The sequence below is a fragment of the Paenilisteria rustica genome (assembly GCF_013820765.1).
In the GTDB taxonomy this organism is placed as follows: domain Bacteria; phylum Bacillota; class Bacilli; order Lactobacillales; family Listeriaceae; genus Listeria_A; species Listeria_A rustica.
The window spans coordinates 252,250-269,421 of the sequence record NZ_JABJVM010000002.1 but is presented as its reverse complement, the minus strand read 5'-3'; the positions used below and the strand labels follow the sequence as shown (position 1 = coordinate 269,421).

At 41.4% G+C, this 17,172-nt stretch carries 16 protein-coding genes; 10 read left to right on the top strand and 6 right to left on the bottom strand.

Annotated elements, in window-relative coordinates:
* Positions 1-12 precede the first annotated feature (12 nt).
* Complete coding sequence (locus HPK16_RS03220; protein ID WP_181675572.1) at positions 13-1,269, top strand: dihydrolipoamide acetyltransferase family protein; 1,257 nt, start codon at positions 13-15, stop codon at positions 1,267-1,269.
* A 291-nt stretch (positions 1,270-1,560) separates the two neighbouring features.
* Here the strand turns inward: HPK16_RS03220 and prli42 are convergent, their stop codons facing one another.
* Positions 1,561-1,656 (bottom strand): stressosome-associated protein Prli42, encoded by a 96-nt coding sequence (gene prli42, locus HPK16_RS03215; RefSeq protein WP_077913806.1) that lies wholly within the window; start codon positions 1,654-1,656, stop codon positions 1,561-1,563.
* Positions 1,657-1,783: 127 nt separating this feature from the next.
* Between prli42 and HPK16_RS03210 the strand changes: the two genes are divergently transcribed.
* From HPK16_RS03210 to HPK16_RS03195, 4 genes are all read left to right on the top strand, one after another.
* Positions 1,784-2,869 (top strand): M20/M25/M40 family metallo-hydrolase, encoded by a 1,086-nt coding sequence (locus tag HPK16_RS03210; protein ID WP_181675571.1) that lies wholly within the window; start codon positions 1,784-1,786, stop codon positions 2,867-2,869.
* Positions 2,870-2,999: 130 nt separating this feature from the next.
* Positions 3,000-4,418: an NADP-dependent phosphogluconate dehydrogenase gene (gndA, locus tag HPK16_RS03205; RefSeq protein ID WP_181675570.1), complete on the top strand. Its 1,419-nt coding sequence runs from the start codon at positions 3,000-3,002 to the stop codon at positions 4,416-4,418.
* Positions 4,419-4,936: 518 nt separating this feature from the next.
* A complete protein-coding gene (locus HPK16_RS03200) occupies positions 4,937-5,620 on the top strand; it encodes a response regulator transcription factor (protein WP_036078578.1) in 684 nt (227 codons plus the stop codon).
* A complete protein-coding gene (locus HPK16_RS03195) occupies positions 5,617-7,104 on the top strand; it encodes a HAMP domain-containing sensor histidine kinase (RefSeq protein ID WP_181675569.1) in 1,488 nt (495 codons plus the stop codon). The genes HPK16_RS03200 and HPK16_RS03195 overlap by 4 nt, the downstream gene beginning before the upstream one ends.
* Before the next feature lie 55 nt (positions 7,105-7,159).
* Here the strand turns inward: HPK16_RS03195 and yidC are convergent, their stop codons facing one another.
* The 3 genes from yidC to HPK16_RS03180 form a co-directional block, all read right to left on the bottom strand.
* The gene (yidC, locus tag HPK16_RS03190; RefSeq protein ID WP_181675568.1) at positions 7,160-7,984 is read right to left on the bottom strand and encodes a membrane protein insertase YidC; all 825 of its coding nucleotides are present in this window, start codon (positions 7,982-7,984) and stop codon (positions 7,160-7,162) included.
* 43 nt (positions 7,985-8,027) lie between these two features.
* On the bottom strand, positions 8,028-8,306 hold the full coding sequence (locus HPK16_RS03185) for a hypothetical protein (protein ID WP_181675567.1): 279 nt from the start codon (positions 8,304-8,306) through the stop codon (positions 8,028-8,030).
* Positions 8,307-8,422: 116 nt separating this feature from the next.
* A complete protein-coding gene (locus HPK16_RS03180; RefSeq protein ID WP_181675566.1) occupies positions 8,423-8,704 on the bottom strand; it encodes an acylphosphatase in 282 nt (93 codons plus the stop codon).
* Between the two features lie 164 nt (positions 8,705-8,868).
* On the opposite strand from HPK16_RS03180, the gene HPK16_RS03175 reads away from it, so the two are divergent.
* A complete protein-coding gene (locus HPK16_RS03175) occupies positions 8,869-9,231 on the top strand; it encodes a DUF1033 family protein (protein WP_181675565.1) in 363 nt (120 codons plus the stop codon).
* A gap of 30 nt (positions 9,232-9,261) precedes the next feature.
* Positions 9,262-10,326, top strand: a complete 1,065-nt coding sequence (gene fni / locus HPK16_RS03170) for a type 2 isopentenyl-diphosphate Delta-isomerase (RefSeq protein WP_181675642.1) — start codon at positions 9,262-9,264, stop codon at positions 10,324-10,326.
* A gap of 46 nt (positions 10,327-10,372) precedes the next feature.
* Here fni and trhO read toward each other — a convergent pair whose 3' ends face one another.
* Positions 10,373-11,314, bottom strand: a complete 942-nt coding sequence (gene trhO / locus HPK16_RS03165) for an oxygen-dependent tRNA uridine(34) hydroxylase TrhO (RefSeq protein ID WP_181675564.1) — start codon at positions 11,312-11,314, stop codon at positions 10,373-10,375.
* A 252-nt stretch (positions 11,315-11,566) separates the two neighbouring features.
* On the opposite strand from trhO, the gene HPK16_RS03160 reads away from it, so the two are divergent.
* Both HPK16_RS03160 and HPK16_RS03155 read left to right on the top strand, forming a co-directional pair.
* Positions 11,567-12,451 (top strand): YitT family protein, encoded by an 885-nt coding sequence (locus HPK16_RS03160; protein WP_425487916.1) that lies wholly within the window; start codon positions 11,567-11,569, stop codon positions 12,449-12,451.
* A gap of 150 nt (positions 12,452-12,601) precedes the next feature.
* A complete protein-coding gene (locus tag HPK16_RS03155) occupies positions 12,602-14,890 on the top strand; it encodes a DNA translocase FtsK (protein WP_181675562.1) in 2,289 nt (762 codons plus the stop codon).
* 51 nt (positions 14,891-14,941) lie between these two features.
* Here the strand turns inward: HPK16_RS03155 and proG are convergent, their stop codons facing one another.
* On the bottom strand, positions 14,942-15,784 hold the full coding sequence (gene proG, locus HPK16_RS03150; protein ID WP_181675561.1) for a pyrroline-5-carboxylate reductase ProG: 843 nt from the start codon (positions 15,782-15,784) through the stop codon (positions 14,942-14,944).
* Between the two features lie 308 nt (positions 15,785-16,092).
* On the opposite strand from proG, the gene HPK16_RS03145 reads away from it, so the two are divergent.
* Positions 16,093-17,160: a BMP family ABC transporter substrate-binding protein gene (locus HPK16_RS03145; protein ID WP_181675560.1), complete on the top strand. Its 1,068-nt coding sequence runs from the start codon at positions 16,093-16,095 to the stop codon at positions 17,158-17,160.
* Positions 17,161-17,172: the final 12 nt, after the last annotated feature.

Sequence of the window (17,172 nt, the reverse complement as noted above, 5' to 3'; positions counted from 1 at the left end):
AGTGGAAAAATAATGGCACTTGAAAAAATTACAATGCCACAACTTGGTGAAAGCGTAACAGAAGGTACGATTAGTCAATGGTTAGTCGCACCTGGTGACCACGTAAATAAATACGATGCCTTAGCGGAAGTATTGACCGATAAAGTAACTGCTGAAATCCCGTCTTCCTTCACTGGAACGATTAAAGAATTGATTGCAGCAGAAGACGAAACACTCGATGTTGGCGCCGTTATTTGTATGATAGAAACAGAAGGCGGCTCGGAATCTGCGGAAGCACCAGCAGCAGAAGTGGCTCCAAAATCAGAACCTGCTGTGAACACGCCGAAAAAAGCACCCGTTAAACAAAGTGCCGCGACAGGTCGATTCTCGCCTGCCGTCTTAACTCTAGCAGCAGAACACGGTATCGATTTGAGCAATGTCAGCGGAACTGGCCGTGATGGTCGAATTACGCGCAAAGATGTCCTTGCTTATGTCGAAAATGGTGCTCCGGTAGCTCCAAAACCAGAAGTATCAGAAGTAAAAACGGCACCACAACAACAGCCAAGTGCACCAATGCCAACAAGTCAAGTTGGTGATCGAGAAATCCCAGTAGATGGCATTCGAAAAGCAATCGCCAAACATATGGTATCGAGCAAACATGAAATTCCACACGCTTGGATGATGGTCGAAGCAGACGCAACAGGCCTAGTACGCCATCGCGATGCCCTAAAAAACAAATTTAAAGCCGAAGAAGGTTATTCACTCACTTATTTCGCCTTTTTCGTTAAAGCCGTTGCACAGGCGTTGAAAGAGTATCCTATTTTAAATAGCACATGGGCTGGTGACAAAATCATCGAACGTGCAGATATTAACATTTCCATCGCCGTAGCTACCGATAATCACCTTTTCGTTCCAGTTATCAAACATGCAGACGAGAAGTCAATTAAAGGCATTGCCCGCGAAATCACAGAATTAGCAGCAAAAGCACGCGCTGGAAAATTAACACAGGATGATATGTCAGGTGGGACATTCACAGTTAACAGTACTGGATCATTCGGCTCTGTACAATCGATGGGAATTATCAACCACCCACAAGCAGCCATTCTGCAAGTGGAGTCCATCGTGAAACGTCCCGTCGTGATTGACGATATGATTGCTATTCGAAACATGGTAAATCTCTGCCTATCCATCGATCATCGTATTTTAGATGGCTTGGTAGCTGGTAGATTCCTAAGTAAAGTGAAAGAAAATATCGAAACAATCACCAAAGAAAACACACCAATCTACTGAAAATAAATAGGAGATAATAGGGGTAAATAAATTTGAAATACCCAATGTTTAACAAAAATAACAGCGGGTATAAAAATAATACATCTAGATCCATACCCCTAAACTCCCTAGATGTCTTGAGTGGTACGTTTAAATACGCTATCGCTCTTTTTTGTTGGGGTTGTTATGAGCAAAGCGAATTATAACCCCAATATAAGAGCGAGCAAAGCGAGCGTTTAATCCATTGAACACACCGCACAACAAAAAAACCACATATCCATGTGGCCTTTCAATCGCATATTCAATCACCAATTATAGGAACATCAATACCCCTGTTAAAACAGAAGAGGCTACAATCGCAACAAGCATCAAAATCACGATAACTTTAGCAACTTTTTTATTAGACATAAAATGAGACGGCTCCTTCCAAATAAAATGTCGATATCTCTATCATACTTACTTTATGTGAGAATTTCAAGTGAAATTAGTAGGAAATAGCTAATATTTTTTAAGAAACAAGATGGAGGTGAATAAAATGACACAAACTAATGTACAAGACCTTTTTCTCGAATTAGTTGCAATTCCGTCCAATTCCGGTCAAGAGCAAGAAATCATGACTTACATCCAGACATTTTTTAAACAAATCGGTGCTTCCGTGCAACTCAGCAAACAGCAATCAGGTCTAGTAGCAACGATTCCAGCAACTAACGAAGCTCTAGAACAAGCACCTGTTATCGCATTTTCAGCGCACTTGGATACCGCCACATCGCAGGTCCCGCCAGAAGTTATTATCGCAAACGGTTATGTTGAAACAGCAAATCGTGCTATCCTGGGCGCCGATGATAAAAGCGGTGTAGCAGCGATGCTTGCCGCGGCGGATGCCCTTGCCAAAAGCGCTGAACCACATGGTCAAGTCGAATTTATTTTTACAACAAAAGAGGAAGAGGGACTGACCGGCGCAAAATTATTTGATCTCGACCTTGTCGACGCCGCGTATGGCTATTGTTTAGACGCACCAGGAGCCGTTGGTGGCATGATTCGCACAAGTAAAACGCATCTGCAATTGGATTTTTGGATTGAAGTCAGTGTGCCCCACGAAAAATCAGCCATCCAAATTGCTCGTGATGCGATGAAGAAAATTCGCCAAAATTTCACACTGGATACAGGGGTTATTTGGCAAGTTTATCATTTTGGTGGTGAAGTTTTAGAAAATGGCAATGAAAAGGTAACGATTCTCTCGGAGTTTTCGGCAGACTTTCCACTTGAAAATTGTTTACCGTTTGTTGAGCAGATTAAGCAAATATTCATTGAGACTGGCGTTACATATAAGGCTGATGTGCAAGATGTGACGCATATGAGCTATCATCATTTCAGCCTTCCAGAAACGAGCCACATCTGCAAGGTTGCGTCCATTGCTATGCAGGAACTTGGTATTCCTCAAAGAGCGCTACAGCTTGAAGGGGGCACGGATGCGAATGTTTTCAATGATCGGGGCATTCCATTTCTCGTCCTTGCGGCTGGCTTTGAAAATCCACACACGACAAGCGAACGGATTGCGGTTACAGAACTAGAAAAACTCGTGAAGCTCCTTCTAGAAATAATAAAAATCACGCCAAACTAACAATAAATTCGCTAAATTCGGGTTCGTTTCGTTGCCGTAGCGCCAAAGTTTTGATATAGTTATGAGTGTTGAGAAAATGGCAGCATTCATTATAACGAATGACTCGAATGAGAAGGGACGAATGTGAAAAATGGCAAAACAAGAAATTGGCGTTATCGGAATGGGCGTAATGGGTCGCAACTTGGCCTTAAATATTGAAAGTCGTGGTTACAGTGTATCGATTTTTAACCGCTCTAGCGAAAAAACGAAAGCAGTCGCAGAAGCACATAGCGACAAAAAATTGGTTCCTACGTATAACTTAGAGGAGTTTGTTAACTCCATCGAAGTACCTCGTCGTATTCTATTAATGGTACAAGCAGGTGCGGCGACTGATATGATGATTGATGCAGTCAAGCCTTTCCTAAGCCAGGGCGATATTTTAATTGATGGTGGGAATACGTTCTTTAAAGACACGATCCGCCGCAACAAAACGCTAAGCGAAGAAGGATTTAATTTTATCGGAACTGGTGTTTCTGGTGGGGAAGAAGGCGCATTAAAAGGACCTTCTATCATGCCTGGTGGTCAACGCAAAGCCTACGATTTAGTCGCTCCAATTTTGCAAGAGATTGCGGCTATTGCAGACGGCGAACCTTGTGTGACTTACATCGGCCCAGACGGCGCTGGACACTATGTGAAAATGGTGCATAATGGTATCGAGTACGGCGACATGCAGCTAATTGCTGAAGCTTACACGATCCTAAAACAAATCGGCGGCTTAACGAATGACGAGCTTGCGGATGTATTCACAGAATGGAATGACGGAGAACTCGATAGTTACTTAATCCAAATCACGAAAAACATCGTGAAAACAAAAGACCCTGAAACAGGTAAGCCAATTGTTGATGTTATTCTTGATAAAGCAGGCCAAAAAGGAACAGGTAAATGGACAAGTCAAAGCGCTCTAGACCTTGGTGTACCGCTTTCCCTTATCACAGAATCCGTATTTGCACGTTACATCTCTGCGTTAAAAGACGAACGCGTACACGCAAGTACTGTTTTATCTGGACCAAGCAATTATTCCTTCAATGGCGATAAAAAAGCCTTCATAGAATCCGTACGTCGCGCGTTGTATTTCAGTAAAATCGCGTCTTACGCACAAGGTTTTGCGCAAATGAAAGCTGCATCTGATGAATACGAATGGGATTTACAATACGGCGAAATCGCGAAAATTTTCCGCGCTGGTTGTATTATCCGCGCTCGTTTCTTGCAAAAAATCACAGATGCATACAATAATAATAAGAACTTAAACAACTTATTATTAGATCCATATTTCAAAGATATTGCACATAACTACCAAGATGCATTGCGTGAAGTGGTAGCTGAATCTGTAAAAGCAGGAATTCCAGTACCAACATTCACAGCAGCGATTAGTTATTACGATAGCTACCGCTCAGAAGTACTATCCGCAAACCTAATCCAAGCCCAACGCGATTACTTCGGCGCCCACACGTATGAACGCGTGGATAAAGCAGGAGTATTCCATACAGAGTGGCCGGAGATTGATGAATAGAAGTGCTGAAAGAGACCGTTAGCCTCGACAGAAATTGTTAGGGGGCGCAGTAAAAGTCCTCTTTTGACTTTTACGGAGGCCACGAAATTTCCGAGAGGCTGCTCTTGAAGCCGGATCCGGAGGCGTCAACCACAACGCCTCCTCAGATTCAGCACTTAAAAGAATGGTGGCTTATCTCTAATTTGGAGATAAGCCACCATTCTTTTTTCATATTTCCCAGCCTTTTCTAAAGTTTATCAGCTCCAAACACTACTAAGCTCACTAATCCTTATTCGTACCATTAGTTGTTCCTAGGTTCGGCGCATAAAATCCACTGATGGGATTACCTGCTCGCTCCGCTTTCATGCATATTTAGGTTCTAATTCAGCACAAAACGCTTCATAAAAACCTAAACAATGAGAATCCCATGAAAATCTACAAAGAAATTCCCTAAACAGACTGTTATTAGTTGTTTTTACCGCGATTTTAGTTACAATGGTAATAGGAAGATATCTGGTTTTTGAAGGTGGGGATAGTTGATGAATAGAATACTTATTGTAGAAGATGAAAAGAATTTAGCTCGCTTCATAGAACTAGAGTTGCAACATGAAGGTTATGAGACCGCTGTTGCCAATGATGGCCGTGCAGGTCTAGAGCTTGCGATTACGGAAGAATGGGACGCAATCCTACTTGATTTAATGCTACCACAGCTAAATGGTGTGGAGGTCTGCAGGCGTGTTCGTCAAGTCAAAGAAACGCCGATTATTATGATTACCGCGCGTGATTCTGTTATTGACCGCGTTTCAGGTCTTGACCATGGTGCGGATGATTATATTGTCAAACCGTTTGCTATCGAGGAGTTATTAGCGAGGCTTCGAGCTTTACTACGACGTATCGAAACGAGCGAGAACGAAACGAAGCAAACCACATTGGAATACCGTGATATCGTTGTTGAGAAAGAAAGCCGTATCGTGAAACGTGGTGAAGATATTATCGATTTGACGAAACGTGAATACGAATTATTGCTAACCTTGATGGAGAACATAAATATCGTATTGACGCGTGAAGTACTTTTAAATAAAGTATGGGGTTATGAAACCGAAGTTGAAACGAATGTCGTGGATGTGTACGTGCGATATTTACGAAACAAAATCGATAATAAAAATGATGACGAGAGTTACATTCAAACAGTGCGTGGCACGGGGTATGTGATGCGTACATGACAACACCAAATACATTTTCATTAAAGAGCCGGTCACTAAAATTTAAATGGACGTTTGGAGCAAGTGCTGCTATATTTTTAACGTTTTTCCTATTCTCCTTTGCCATTTATCAAGGTATCGGTAGCATGCTTCTAGACGAGAAGGATGACACTGTGAAATCGGCGGCGTATGCGGCATCTGCTGCCATATATAATGCCGAATTAACTGGCGCAGCAGAGAATATTACCAGCGAAAATATTGGACCAATCGTAAAGGACAATATAGAATTAAGATCCCGCCTGGAGGATCAAGTTCTGGTTTTTTACGATAAAGATGGAAAACTAATTGAACAATATACGGCAGGCCAGAATAACGATAAAGCCTACGCAAAAAATGATTATAGCAATTATTTAGTGAAGCAACCAACTCCAGCGTTGTCTAAACCTACCGTTCAGGGCCAACAAATGGTTATGTATCAAATTCCTATTATCGATAAAGCAGACAATGCCAGTATTATCGGGTACATTCAAGTTATCAATCCGATGACATCCTACAACAGCATGATGGGTAAACTACTCGCAACGATGTTCTTACTTGGTGCTGTAGCCTTATTTATTAGTGGTATGCTCGGCTATCTACTCGCGCAAAACTTCTTAAATCCACTAACAAAAATGGCAAAAACCATGAACGATATTCGCAATAACGGCTTCCAAAAGCGAATCGAACCAACCGTTATTACAAAAGATGAAATCGGTGAATTAACTATCGTTTTCAACGATATGATGGTACAAATCGAACGTAGTTTTGAGCAACAGAAGCAATTTGTGGAAGATGCCTCGCATGAATTACGAACGCCGGTACAAATCATGGAAGGGCATTTAAAACTACTGAATCGTTGGGGTAAGGATGATCCTGAAGTGCTCGACGAATCACTTAATGCTTCGTTAACTGAGCTAGAACGAATGAAAAAACTCGTACAAGAAATGCTTGACTTATCGCGGGCAGAGCAGATTTCACAAACAAAAGAACTACAACTTGTGTGCGTAAATGATGTCCTCGAGCAGGTGAGACGTAATTTTGAAGTCATGTACGAAGATTTCACCTTTACTTTAGCCGAAGATGATAAGGATTTACACGCAATGATCCAGCACAATCATTTAGAGCAAATTTTGATTATTATTGCAGATAATGCCGTGAAATACTCTGGTGATGGCAAACAAGTTGATATGCATATCTATAAAGAGGCAGATAAAATCAAAGTTTCTATTAAAGACTATGGCGTCGGTATTTCAGCAGATGAAATTGATAAGATTTTCAACCGTTTCTATCGTGTCGATAAAGCGCGGAGTCGTGAAGTTGGCGGTAATGGCCTTGGACTCGCGATTGCTAAAGAGTTAGTCAGTGGCTATCTTGGTTCCATTCATGCCGAGAGTGTGGATCATGTTGGTACAACCATTACCATCGCGCTCCCACTAATTGAGCAAACTGAGGATAAAGCAGAATAGCAAAAAAAGACGTTTCCAGAACTCTCACGAACAAGTCTTGAAAACGTCTTTTTTGCTATTTTTTATTTTGCTCGTGTTCTAATTTCTCGATTTCTTTTTCTTCTTTTTCCATCATTTCTACTTCTGGATGTTTTTTCATGTATAGTTTTTTCGTTAGGAGCGTTTGACCTGCTAGGAAAAGTCCGCCGACCGCCCAGTACAATGCAAGAGCTGCTGGTGCGGAGAGGGAGACGAAGAGAATCATGACTGGCGAAATAAGTCCCATAATCTTCATCTGTTTCTTTTGCTCGGGTGTATAGCCAATCAAGGAAACGAAATACTGTAGTAAATACACAGCGCCGGCGATAATCGCCATAATCATATCCGGACTACCTAGGCTGAACCAAAGGAATTCGTGATGTGCAATATCAGAAGATCCACGAATCGCATAGTAGAACGCCATCAAAATTGGCATTTGAATCAGAAGTGGCAAACAACCCATTTGTAGCGGATTGATATTATATTTGGAATAAACGGCCGTCATTTCTTGCTGAATTTTTTGTTGTTCTTCCTTTGAAGTCGCTCTTTTTAATCGTGCTTGGATTTCATCAATTTCTGGTTTGGCAACAGCCATTTTGGACTGCATACCCATCTGTGCTTTAGCCGTGCGCAAGTTTAGTGGCATAATCAAGGCACGAATCGCCAATGTTGTTACGATAATCGCGATACCATAATTTCCACCGAATATCGAAGCAATCCACTCAATCACGCTTGTAAATGGCTTAATGAGATACACGTAGAAAAAGCCATCCGTATTTTGAGAAGGGTCCATGCTACAACCCGCCAACGCAAAAAACAGCGCTGCAATCATAATGAGTAATAATATATTTTTCTTTTTCAATGTCTTATTTCCTCCTAAATCTAAGTTCTTTCGTATCGGTTACTCAGGAAAAAGACAAAGAATATTCATCGTCTGTATTTGAAAAACGTGTTATTGCTTGGACGAGCCATACGATAATAAAGCTAGCTAGGTGCGTTTCCGCAGGTTTCCAATGAATAACAGGAAGTGGCGTGATGCATAGATGTTTCGTATGCAATACCATCGTAGGTTTCACCATTGCCAGAACTGGCCAATACCGGAACACGGCCATCGTCATGAAAAAGGTCACATATAACGAAACATACTCTGGTCCGAGCGCCATCTGGATTAAAGTTTCAAACACACGCAATCACTCCTTCCAATCTAAAATAAGTACAGCCTTAACTATAATTGAAATCAATCAGAAAGACAAGCTCCGCACGCATAAGTTTAGCGGAAACCACAACCTAAGCGCCTTTATCAGTATTCAATATCAAATGTCTTACGTTCTTCAACAGGAGCGTCCTTATAAATATAGACTTCACCTATTCGTGCTGCTGGAGAGGGCCCTTTTTTAACTGCTTCAATGAATTTTTCTAAATCTTCTTCTTCTGCAATCGCTTGAATTTCAACAGAACCATCCTGCAAATTTTTGACGATGCCGCTGATGTTCATCTTGTAAGCCAGATGCTTTGTGGTATAACGGAAACCAACGCCTTGAACCATTCCAGTGACGCGCATAATAACGGTTTTACGAACCATAAGTCTAATCACCTATCCTTTTTTATTAGTACCCCAAGTGTACCTTTTTTTCGCGTATTTTTCAAAAAATAACATAGTCAAAAGCAAGTTACAGTGAGTTTCACAAGCCTTGTGCTATAATAGTTTTACATATTATGAAGAGAATGAAAGTAAGGTGTTGGAAGATGGCGAAATTTCAAGTCATTGTGACAAAAGGAGAATACGAACCTTGGTGGTTTTTTGAAGACTGGCAAAAGGATATCGAATCATCGTTTGTGTATACAGAGAAAAATGACGCGATGCTTCAATATCAGGCACTGGCTGAAGAGCTAATGACAACTTATCCGAATAAAGCAGTCAAAAAAAATGTTTTACTGGCGACTTGGTCGGAGGATGAAACACAATATTGCGAGGAATGCGACGATGACATTCAAACATTCCACGGATTGATTTTGTTTGCCGATGAACGTGTATATGAGCCAACATCAGACGAACTGGTAACCTATTTTTCTTTTGAAGAAAAACTAAATTTGTCAAAGGACGCCTGATTTTTAGGTGTTTTTTTGATGGGAGGGGGGATACAAAAAATGGAGGAACAACAACGATCACGACGTAAAGATGAGCATATCACGCTCGCTTACGGGCAGTATGATGATCATTCGACGGCATTTCAGGATATTCGATTCGCACCGCAAAGCCTACCCAATTTTCATAAAGAAGACGTGTCGCTACAGACTCATTTTGCGGAACAGCAGTTTGATGCACCGTTTTACATTAATGCGATGACCGGTGGCAGCGCTAGAACAAAACAATTGAATCAGCAATTGGCAATTATTGCGCGTGAAACTGGTTTGGCAATGGCAGTCGGCTCGCAATCTGCGGCGCTACATGATGCCGATCTAATCAGTACATACAGCATCGTTCGAACGGAGAATCCAGATGGCCCTATTTTTGCGAATTTGAGTGCGGATAGTTCCGTGGATAATGCCCGTCGAGCCGTCGACATGCTCGGTGCGAATGCTTTACAACTACATATTAATGTTGCGCAGGAATTGGTGATGAAGGAGGGTGATCGTGACTTTTCTAACTGGCTACAGGCTATTGAAAAAATAGTCGCAATTCAGGAATTCCCAGTCATCGTGAAAGAAGTCGGCTTCGGAATGAGTCGGGAAGTGATGGAACAACTGCAAGATACCGGTGTAAAAACTATTGACATCGGCGGTAAAGGTGGAACTAATTTCGCAAAAATCGAATCAGATCGCAGGCGCGACGAAGCCTATCAATTCTTGGAAGATTGGGGTTTTACAACCGCTGAATCCTTGCTCGATTGCCAAAATAGTTCTGTCGAAATTCTGGCATCTGGCGGCATTAAAACACCACTCGATATTGTGAAGTCCCTTGCCCTCGGAGCTAAATCTGTAGGTGTTGCCGGCGCTGTGTTGCATCAATTGAAAAAAACAGATGTGGAGCAGACCAGCCAGATGTTGCTTGATTGGAAAAGTGAGCTGAGAAGCGTCATGACACTACTTGGCGCTAAATCAGTACCAGAATTAACACAGAAATCGCTACTCATTCAAGGGAAACTGCACCAATTTGCCACACTAAGGCATGTTAATATTGATTATCTTGCCAACCGGACATAAAGAAGAGGAGTCGTTACCAAACGTGGTAAACAACTCCTCTTTTTAGTTATTTGACACTAGCTAAACGGGCTTCCAAATCTTCTGGGCTAAGCGCATGTTTTTTTACATACAGGTTTGCAGGATGTGTCCGACATTCATGGGAACAGCTGCGTAAATATTTTTCCTCGTTCTCGACAGAAGCAAGGATTTGTTTATTACAATACGGATTCGCACAATTGATATAACGTTCGCAAGGTGTACCATCGAAGTAATCCTTACCAACAATTGTATGATCCACACGGTTAATCGGAACGGCGATGCGCTCATCAAATACATACATCATACCATCCCAAAGATCGCCTTTGACAGTCTCATCTTTACCGTATGTCGCGATACCACCATGTAGTTGTGAAACATCCTCGAAGCCAGCTGTTTTCAACCAACCAGAGAATTTCTCGCAACGGATACCGCCTGTACAATAAGTGACTACTTTTTTATCTTCAAACATCTCACGGTTTTCTTCCACCCATTCTGGTAGATCGCGGAATGTCTCAATATCTGGACGAATCGCACCACGGAAATGACCTAAATCAAATTCATAGTCGTTTCGAGCATCTAAAACCACTGTATTTTCATCTTTTAGGGCCTCACGGAACTCTTCTGGCTCCATATAATTCCCTGTAATTTCTAAAGGATTGACGTCATTTTCAAGTGAAAGGGAAACAATTTCTGGGCGCGGACGTACGTGCATTTTTTGGAATGCGTGCTTGTCTGCCGCGTCAATTTTGAATACCATGTCCGCAAAACGTGCGTCTGCATGCATTGCTTCGATATATTTCTCCGTTTCCTCAATAGTTCCTGAAACAGTGCCATTAATGCCTTCCTCTGCCACTAAAATCCGCCCCTTAAGACCGATTTCCTTGCACATAGCGAGATGTTCGGCTGCGAATTGTTCAGGATTATCAATCGTTGTGTATTTGTAATATAACAACACTTGATAGTTGCTCATGTTCTAACCACCCTTAATTAATTTTATTGGAAAAATGAATTTCCTAGTTTGCGCATTGTCTATGATACTATATTTATGGCTAATTATGCAAGGGTTAACGGGACAATTCGAAATGAAAATAGTTCAATATATGAAATAATTATTTAACCCACCATCATTGTATGATATAATTTATAATAGTTAGATAAAGAGAACTTGAGAGTATGGGAGTGGTTCGTATTGCAGTCAGGAGAAACACCGCTAGAAGAAACAATCGTACAAGATGTATTCGTGAAAAAGCGTAATAAAACAAAGTGGTTCATCTACAAAATATTATTCATCACACTCGGCGCTATTTTAATGGGGGTTGGTCTAGAGCTCTTTCTAGTAAATAACCGCATTCTCGACGGTGGAATTGTAGGGATTTCCATCATTATTTCACAATTAACGCCAGCGCCACTTGGTGTTTTGACTTTTGTGTTAAATATCCCATTCTTCATTATTGGATATCGTAAAATAGGCAAGAGTTTCGCACTTTTCACACTATATGGAATCGCAGTCATGTCAGCGGTAACACTCGTATTACATGATTTAGAACCCGTCACCGATGATTTACTACTCGCAACGGTGTTTGGCGGCGTTACACTCGGCTTAGGTGTTGGTATCGTTATCCGAAATGGTGGTGCGCTTGATGGCACAGAGATTGTCTCAATTATCATTAACGGAAAAACACCATTTTCGACCGGACAAATCATTATGGCAATCAATATTGTGATTTTCTTAGTAGCAGGGCTTGTTTTCAATTGGGATCGTGCCATGTATTCCCTGATTACGTATTTTTTAGCCTATAAAGTTATCGATATCGTCATTAGCGGTTTAGACGAATCGAAAAGTGCTTTTATTATCAGCCATCATTACGAAAAAATTGGCGCAGAAATCATCGATCAACTCGGCAAAGGTGTGACATACATCGATGCTACAGGTGGATATTCTGGTGACATAAAAAAAGTAGTTTTCGTTATTATCTCTCGCTTTGAAGAACCTAAGTTGATTTCTATTCTGGATGACATTGATCCCGGCGCTTTTCTTGCGGTTGGAAACAATATGTCGGAAGTTCGCGGTGGCAAAATGATGAATAAGAAAACGCCGCACTTATAGACTATGAAGATGTTCTCTATTGGGAGCATCTTTTTTACGAAAAAATAAGAACGTATTTTCGTATTTCGTACTAAAGTTGGAGGATTATCTTCATGTTCTGTGCTATAATGCTAGAATACGAAAAGCGAAAAAGAGGATAGGGTGGGGAATTTGGCAAATCAAACAAAGAAAAAATCGTCTCGCTCAAAGAAAGCGACGCGAAAAAAGAAGCAAACAGCAAAATCTTACTCTTTTGAGATAAGTGGTGTTATTTTAGCAGGGTTAAGCTTGATAGGCTTATTTCAACTTGGCTTTATTGGCCGATTAGTCTATGCGCTTGGTGAATTTATTGCAGGCGAACTAGCCATCGTCCTTCTCATCGGATTAGCTATTCTAGGCATATATTTTATTTTTAAAGGGAAAGTTCCAAATCTATTTACAAAACGATTGAACGGATGTTATCTCATTTTCATTGGATTGCTAACGTTTTTCGAGATGTGGTATGTGACGCACGTGCTCGCAGATGGGGCCACGGTATTTGGTTCGATGTGGAAACTTTTAAGTCAGAACATATGGCATCCGAGTCAGATTGACCAGGTCGGCGGCGGGATTATCGGATCTGGTATAGTAGCGATTACATATTTTTTGGTTGATCGAATCGGCACAAACATTATCGCCACGATTTTAGTATTGTACGGATTATCTTTGGTAACAGGGATCCCACTAAAAACGGCATTTACCAAAATAGCAACGTTCCTTCATCGTGTATTCGACAAACTAAACCAGTTTTTTGAAGATCGCAAAAATCGCAAACGTAAACCTAAAAAGGTGACGAAACCTAAACCAAAGCAAAAACCATTGATAGAAGCTGAGCCAGTTCTTGAGGTCGAGACTGAAAAAGTGGAACCAAAATTACCACCGATCATCTCCAATTTTCAGAAAAAACAAGACGCGGAGAAGCAAGCGTCGGAACAAAAATCAGACTCTAGCGAAGAAGTAGCACCAATTACTTTTCAACAAGAATCCTTTGAAAACGAAATTTATCAACTACCACCCATTGATTTACTAACACCAGCAGAACCAACCGACCAGAGCGAGGAATACGATCAAATTAAGGCAAATGCACAAAAGCTAGAATCGACCTTCGAGAGTTTCGGTGTCAAAGCCAAAATAACACAGGTTCATTTAGGCCCAGCTGTCACAAAATACGAGGTACAGCCCTCTGTTGGTGTGAAAGTAAGTAAGATTGTGGGACTGAGCGACGACATTGCCTTGGCACTCGCGGCAAAAGACATTCGAATCGAGGCACCGATACCAGGCAAATCAGCCATTGGTATCGAAGTTGCGAATCAAACAGTGGCCATGGTCGCACTGCGTGAAGTTTTGGAAAACAATCCGAGTGATCGCCCTGATGAGAAATTACAGATTGCCTTAGGACGCGATATTTCGGGAGACGCCATTGTTGCCCACCTCGATAAAATGCCGCATTTGCTTGTTGCAGGAGCTACAGGAAGTGGGAAGTCAGTATGTATCAATGGTATCATTACCAGTATATTGCTACGGGCCAAGCCGCATGAAGTGAAGATGATGATGATCGATCCAAAAATGGTCGAATTAAATGTGTATAATGGGATTCCTCATTTGCTCGCACCAGTGGTCACCAATCCTAAAAAAGCCGCGCAAGCCCTTCAAAAAGTAGTTTCAGAGATGGAGCGGCGTTACGATCTATTTTCACATACAGGAACACGAAATATGGCTGGATATAATTCACATGTCCGTCAACATAATGAGCAAAATGAAGCCAAACAAGCGGAATTACCGTTTATTGTCGTGATTGTCGATGAGTTAGCCGACTTAATGATGGTCGCTTCCAATGATGTGGAAGATGCGATTACACGATTGGCCCAAATGGCTCGTGCAGCAGGAATTCATTTAATCATCGCGACGCAGCGTCCTTCTGTTGACGTCATTACTGGTGTTATCAAAGCAAACATTCCATCACGAATTGCATTTGCTGTGTCGAGTTCGATTGACTCTCGTACGATTTTAGATATGGGAGGCGCTGAGAAACTACTTGGACGCGGGGATATGCTATTTCTTCCAGTTGGTGCTAGCAAACCTGTACGTATTCAAGGGGCGTTCCTTTCCGATCAAGAAGTAGAGGACATCGTATCCTTCGTCGTTGCCCAGCAAAAAGCGCAGTATAACGAAGATATGATCCCTGATGAAGTTCCTGATGTTGCCGTAGAAGCAGAAGATGAGCTTTATAACGAAGCAGTGGAACTGGTCCGTGAAATGCAAACCGCGTCTGTCTCCATGCTACAACGCAAATTCAGAATCGGTTACAATCGCGCAGCTCGAATCATAGATGAAATGGAACAACGCGGCGTTGTCGGTCCACATGAAGGCAGTAAGCCACGCCGTGTGAATATTGGTGACATCCCGGAATACGAAGAATAATTTTTCATATTAAAAAAGGCGCAGGGCAATTTTTCATCCTGCGCCTTTTTATTAAAATAATTCTTTCAATTGCTCTTTTATTTCAGCATGGTGATCGTCGTATTTTGCTTCTGTTCGTTGTAATAATTCATCGAAGAACGCAGGTAACTTGTCTTGACTAAGCTCAACGCCTTCTGCTGTGATACCACCTTTTGTCGCCACTCGTTTAATCAATGAATCGAACGTATAGCCTTGCTCTGCCAATAATTTAGAAGTCCCCGCTAAGGAGTTACTTATCATTTGGAAAACTTCTGGTTCCGTCAGACTCGACTTGCGAACGGCAGCTTGTACAAACTGCTCAAAAATAGCGGCGATAAACCCTGGAGAGGAACTCGTCAAATCACTGGCCAGATCAATATTTTCTTCCGCAACTTCTTGCACTGTACTAAAAGTTCCTAATGCATGATTCAGCCACGCTTGATTTGTAGCAGAAACAGCCATATCATGATTCACTAAACTAGTTCCAATCCCTACTGATGTTGTCAGAGAAGGAATCACTTTACTATACTGCGCATTCGTCGTCACTTGTTTTAAATCCTCTACAGAAACCCCAGCTGCAATCGAAATCACATGTTTGTCACTAGAAAGAGCCTCTTTATTCTCCAGCAAAACAGGCAATACACCAAGTGGCAGCACACAAACAAATGTATGCTCTGCTTGTTCGAAAACTTCCAGACTCGTCTTGGAAATCGTAATCTCAGGGAATAACTCATGAATTTCTTGTAATTTCGCATTTTCGGAACGTGTATAAATAATCAAATCTTTAGGCGCAATATCTGCGTGTGCTAAAAACTGGCGCGTCAACAAATCCGCCATACTACCGTAACCAATAAATCCAACTTTCACGCTAATCATCTCGTCTCTATTTTAGAATTATGCTTTCTATTCCAAGCATATACCTATTATGCAAATCTTTGGCGACACTTGCAAGCCTTTTACACTACGAAAAGAAATACTATTCAGAATATATTTGGAATACTTACTTTGAGCTTCGATATTTATTTATTTGATATTCCATGGTATATTAAAAAGAGTTAGAGTATCCGTTTTCAAGGAATGTCGTTAGATTCAGCAAAAGGGGAACTAAAATCATACATATTTTCTAATCGTTCGCACTTGGGATGCTAATAACTATAATTTTATCTCTCGGGAGGGGTTTTAAGGTGAAAAAGCGTACATTTGCTTTAGCACTATCCATGATTATGGCAACAGGCGTTGTGCTTGGTGCATGTGGATCATCAGATGACAGCAAGAAGAGTAGTGGCGACAAGGATAATTTTACTGTAGCAATGGTAACAGACACTGGTGGGGTAGATGACCGTTCATTTAACCAATCAGCGTGGGAAGGTTTACAAAAGTTTGGGAAAGCTAATGGCCTTGAAAAAGGAACAAATGGCTATAACTACTTGCAATCTGCATCAGAAGCCGATTTCAAAACAAACCTAAACACAGCCGTTCGTAATGATTTCAGTCTTATCTATGGTATTGGCTACAAACTAAAAGACGCTATTGAAGATGTCTCTAAACAACAACCAAAAAACAAATTTGCGCTTGTTGATGACACGATTACAGATCGCGATAATGTTGTAAGTATCGGATTCGCAGATCAAGACGGTTCATTCCTTGTCGGTGTTGTTGCTGGTTTAACGACTAAGACAAACAAAGTTGGATTTGTCGGTGGTGTAAAAGGCGCGGTTATCGATCGCTTTGAAGCTGGATTCACAGAAGGCGTAAAGGCTGTAAACCCGAAAGCAGAAGTAAAAGTACAATACGCAAATGATTTTGCAAAAGCAGATAAAGGACAACAAATCGCAGCTGGTATGTATAACGGTGGCGTAGATATTATTTTCCACGCAGCTGGTGCAACCGGTAACGGTGTGTTCGCGGAAGCTAAAAACTTGAAGAAAAAAGATCCAGCTCGTGCCGTATGGGTAATCGGTGTTGACCGTGACCAATGGGACGAAGGTGCTGTCACAGCAAACGACGGCAAAGAATATAACGTAACGCTAACATCTGAAATCAAACGTGTTGATATCGCGGTTGATGATTTAGCAACTCGTACAAAAGCAGGGGACTTCCCAGGTGGCGAGAAGATCGAATACGGTCTTGATAAAAATGCTGTAGGTCTTTCTGAAAGCCAAGATAACCTATCAAAAGAAGTTCTAGCTAAAGTCGACGAATATAAACAAAAAATCATTGATGGCGACATTAAAGTTCCACAAAAACCTTGATAATTGCCTATT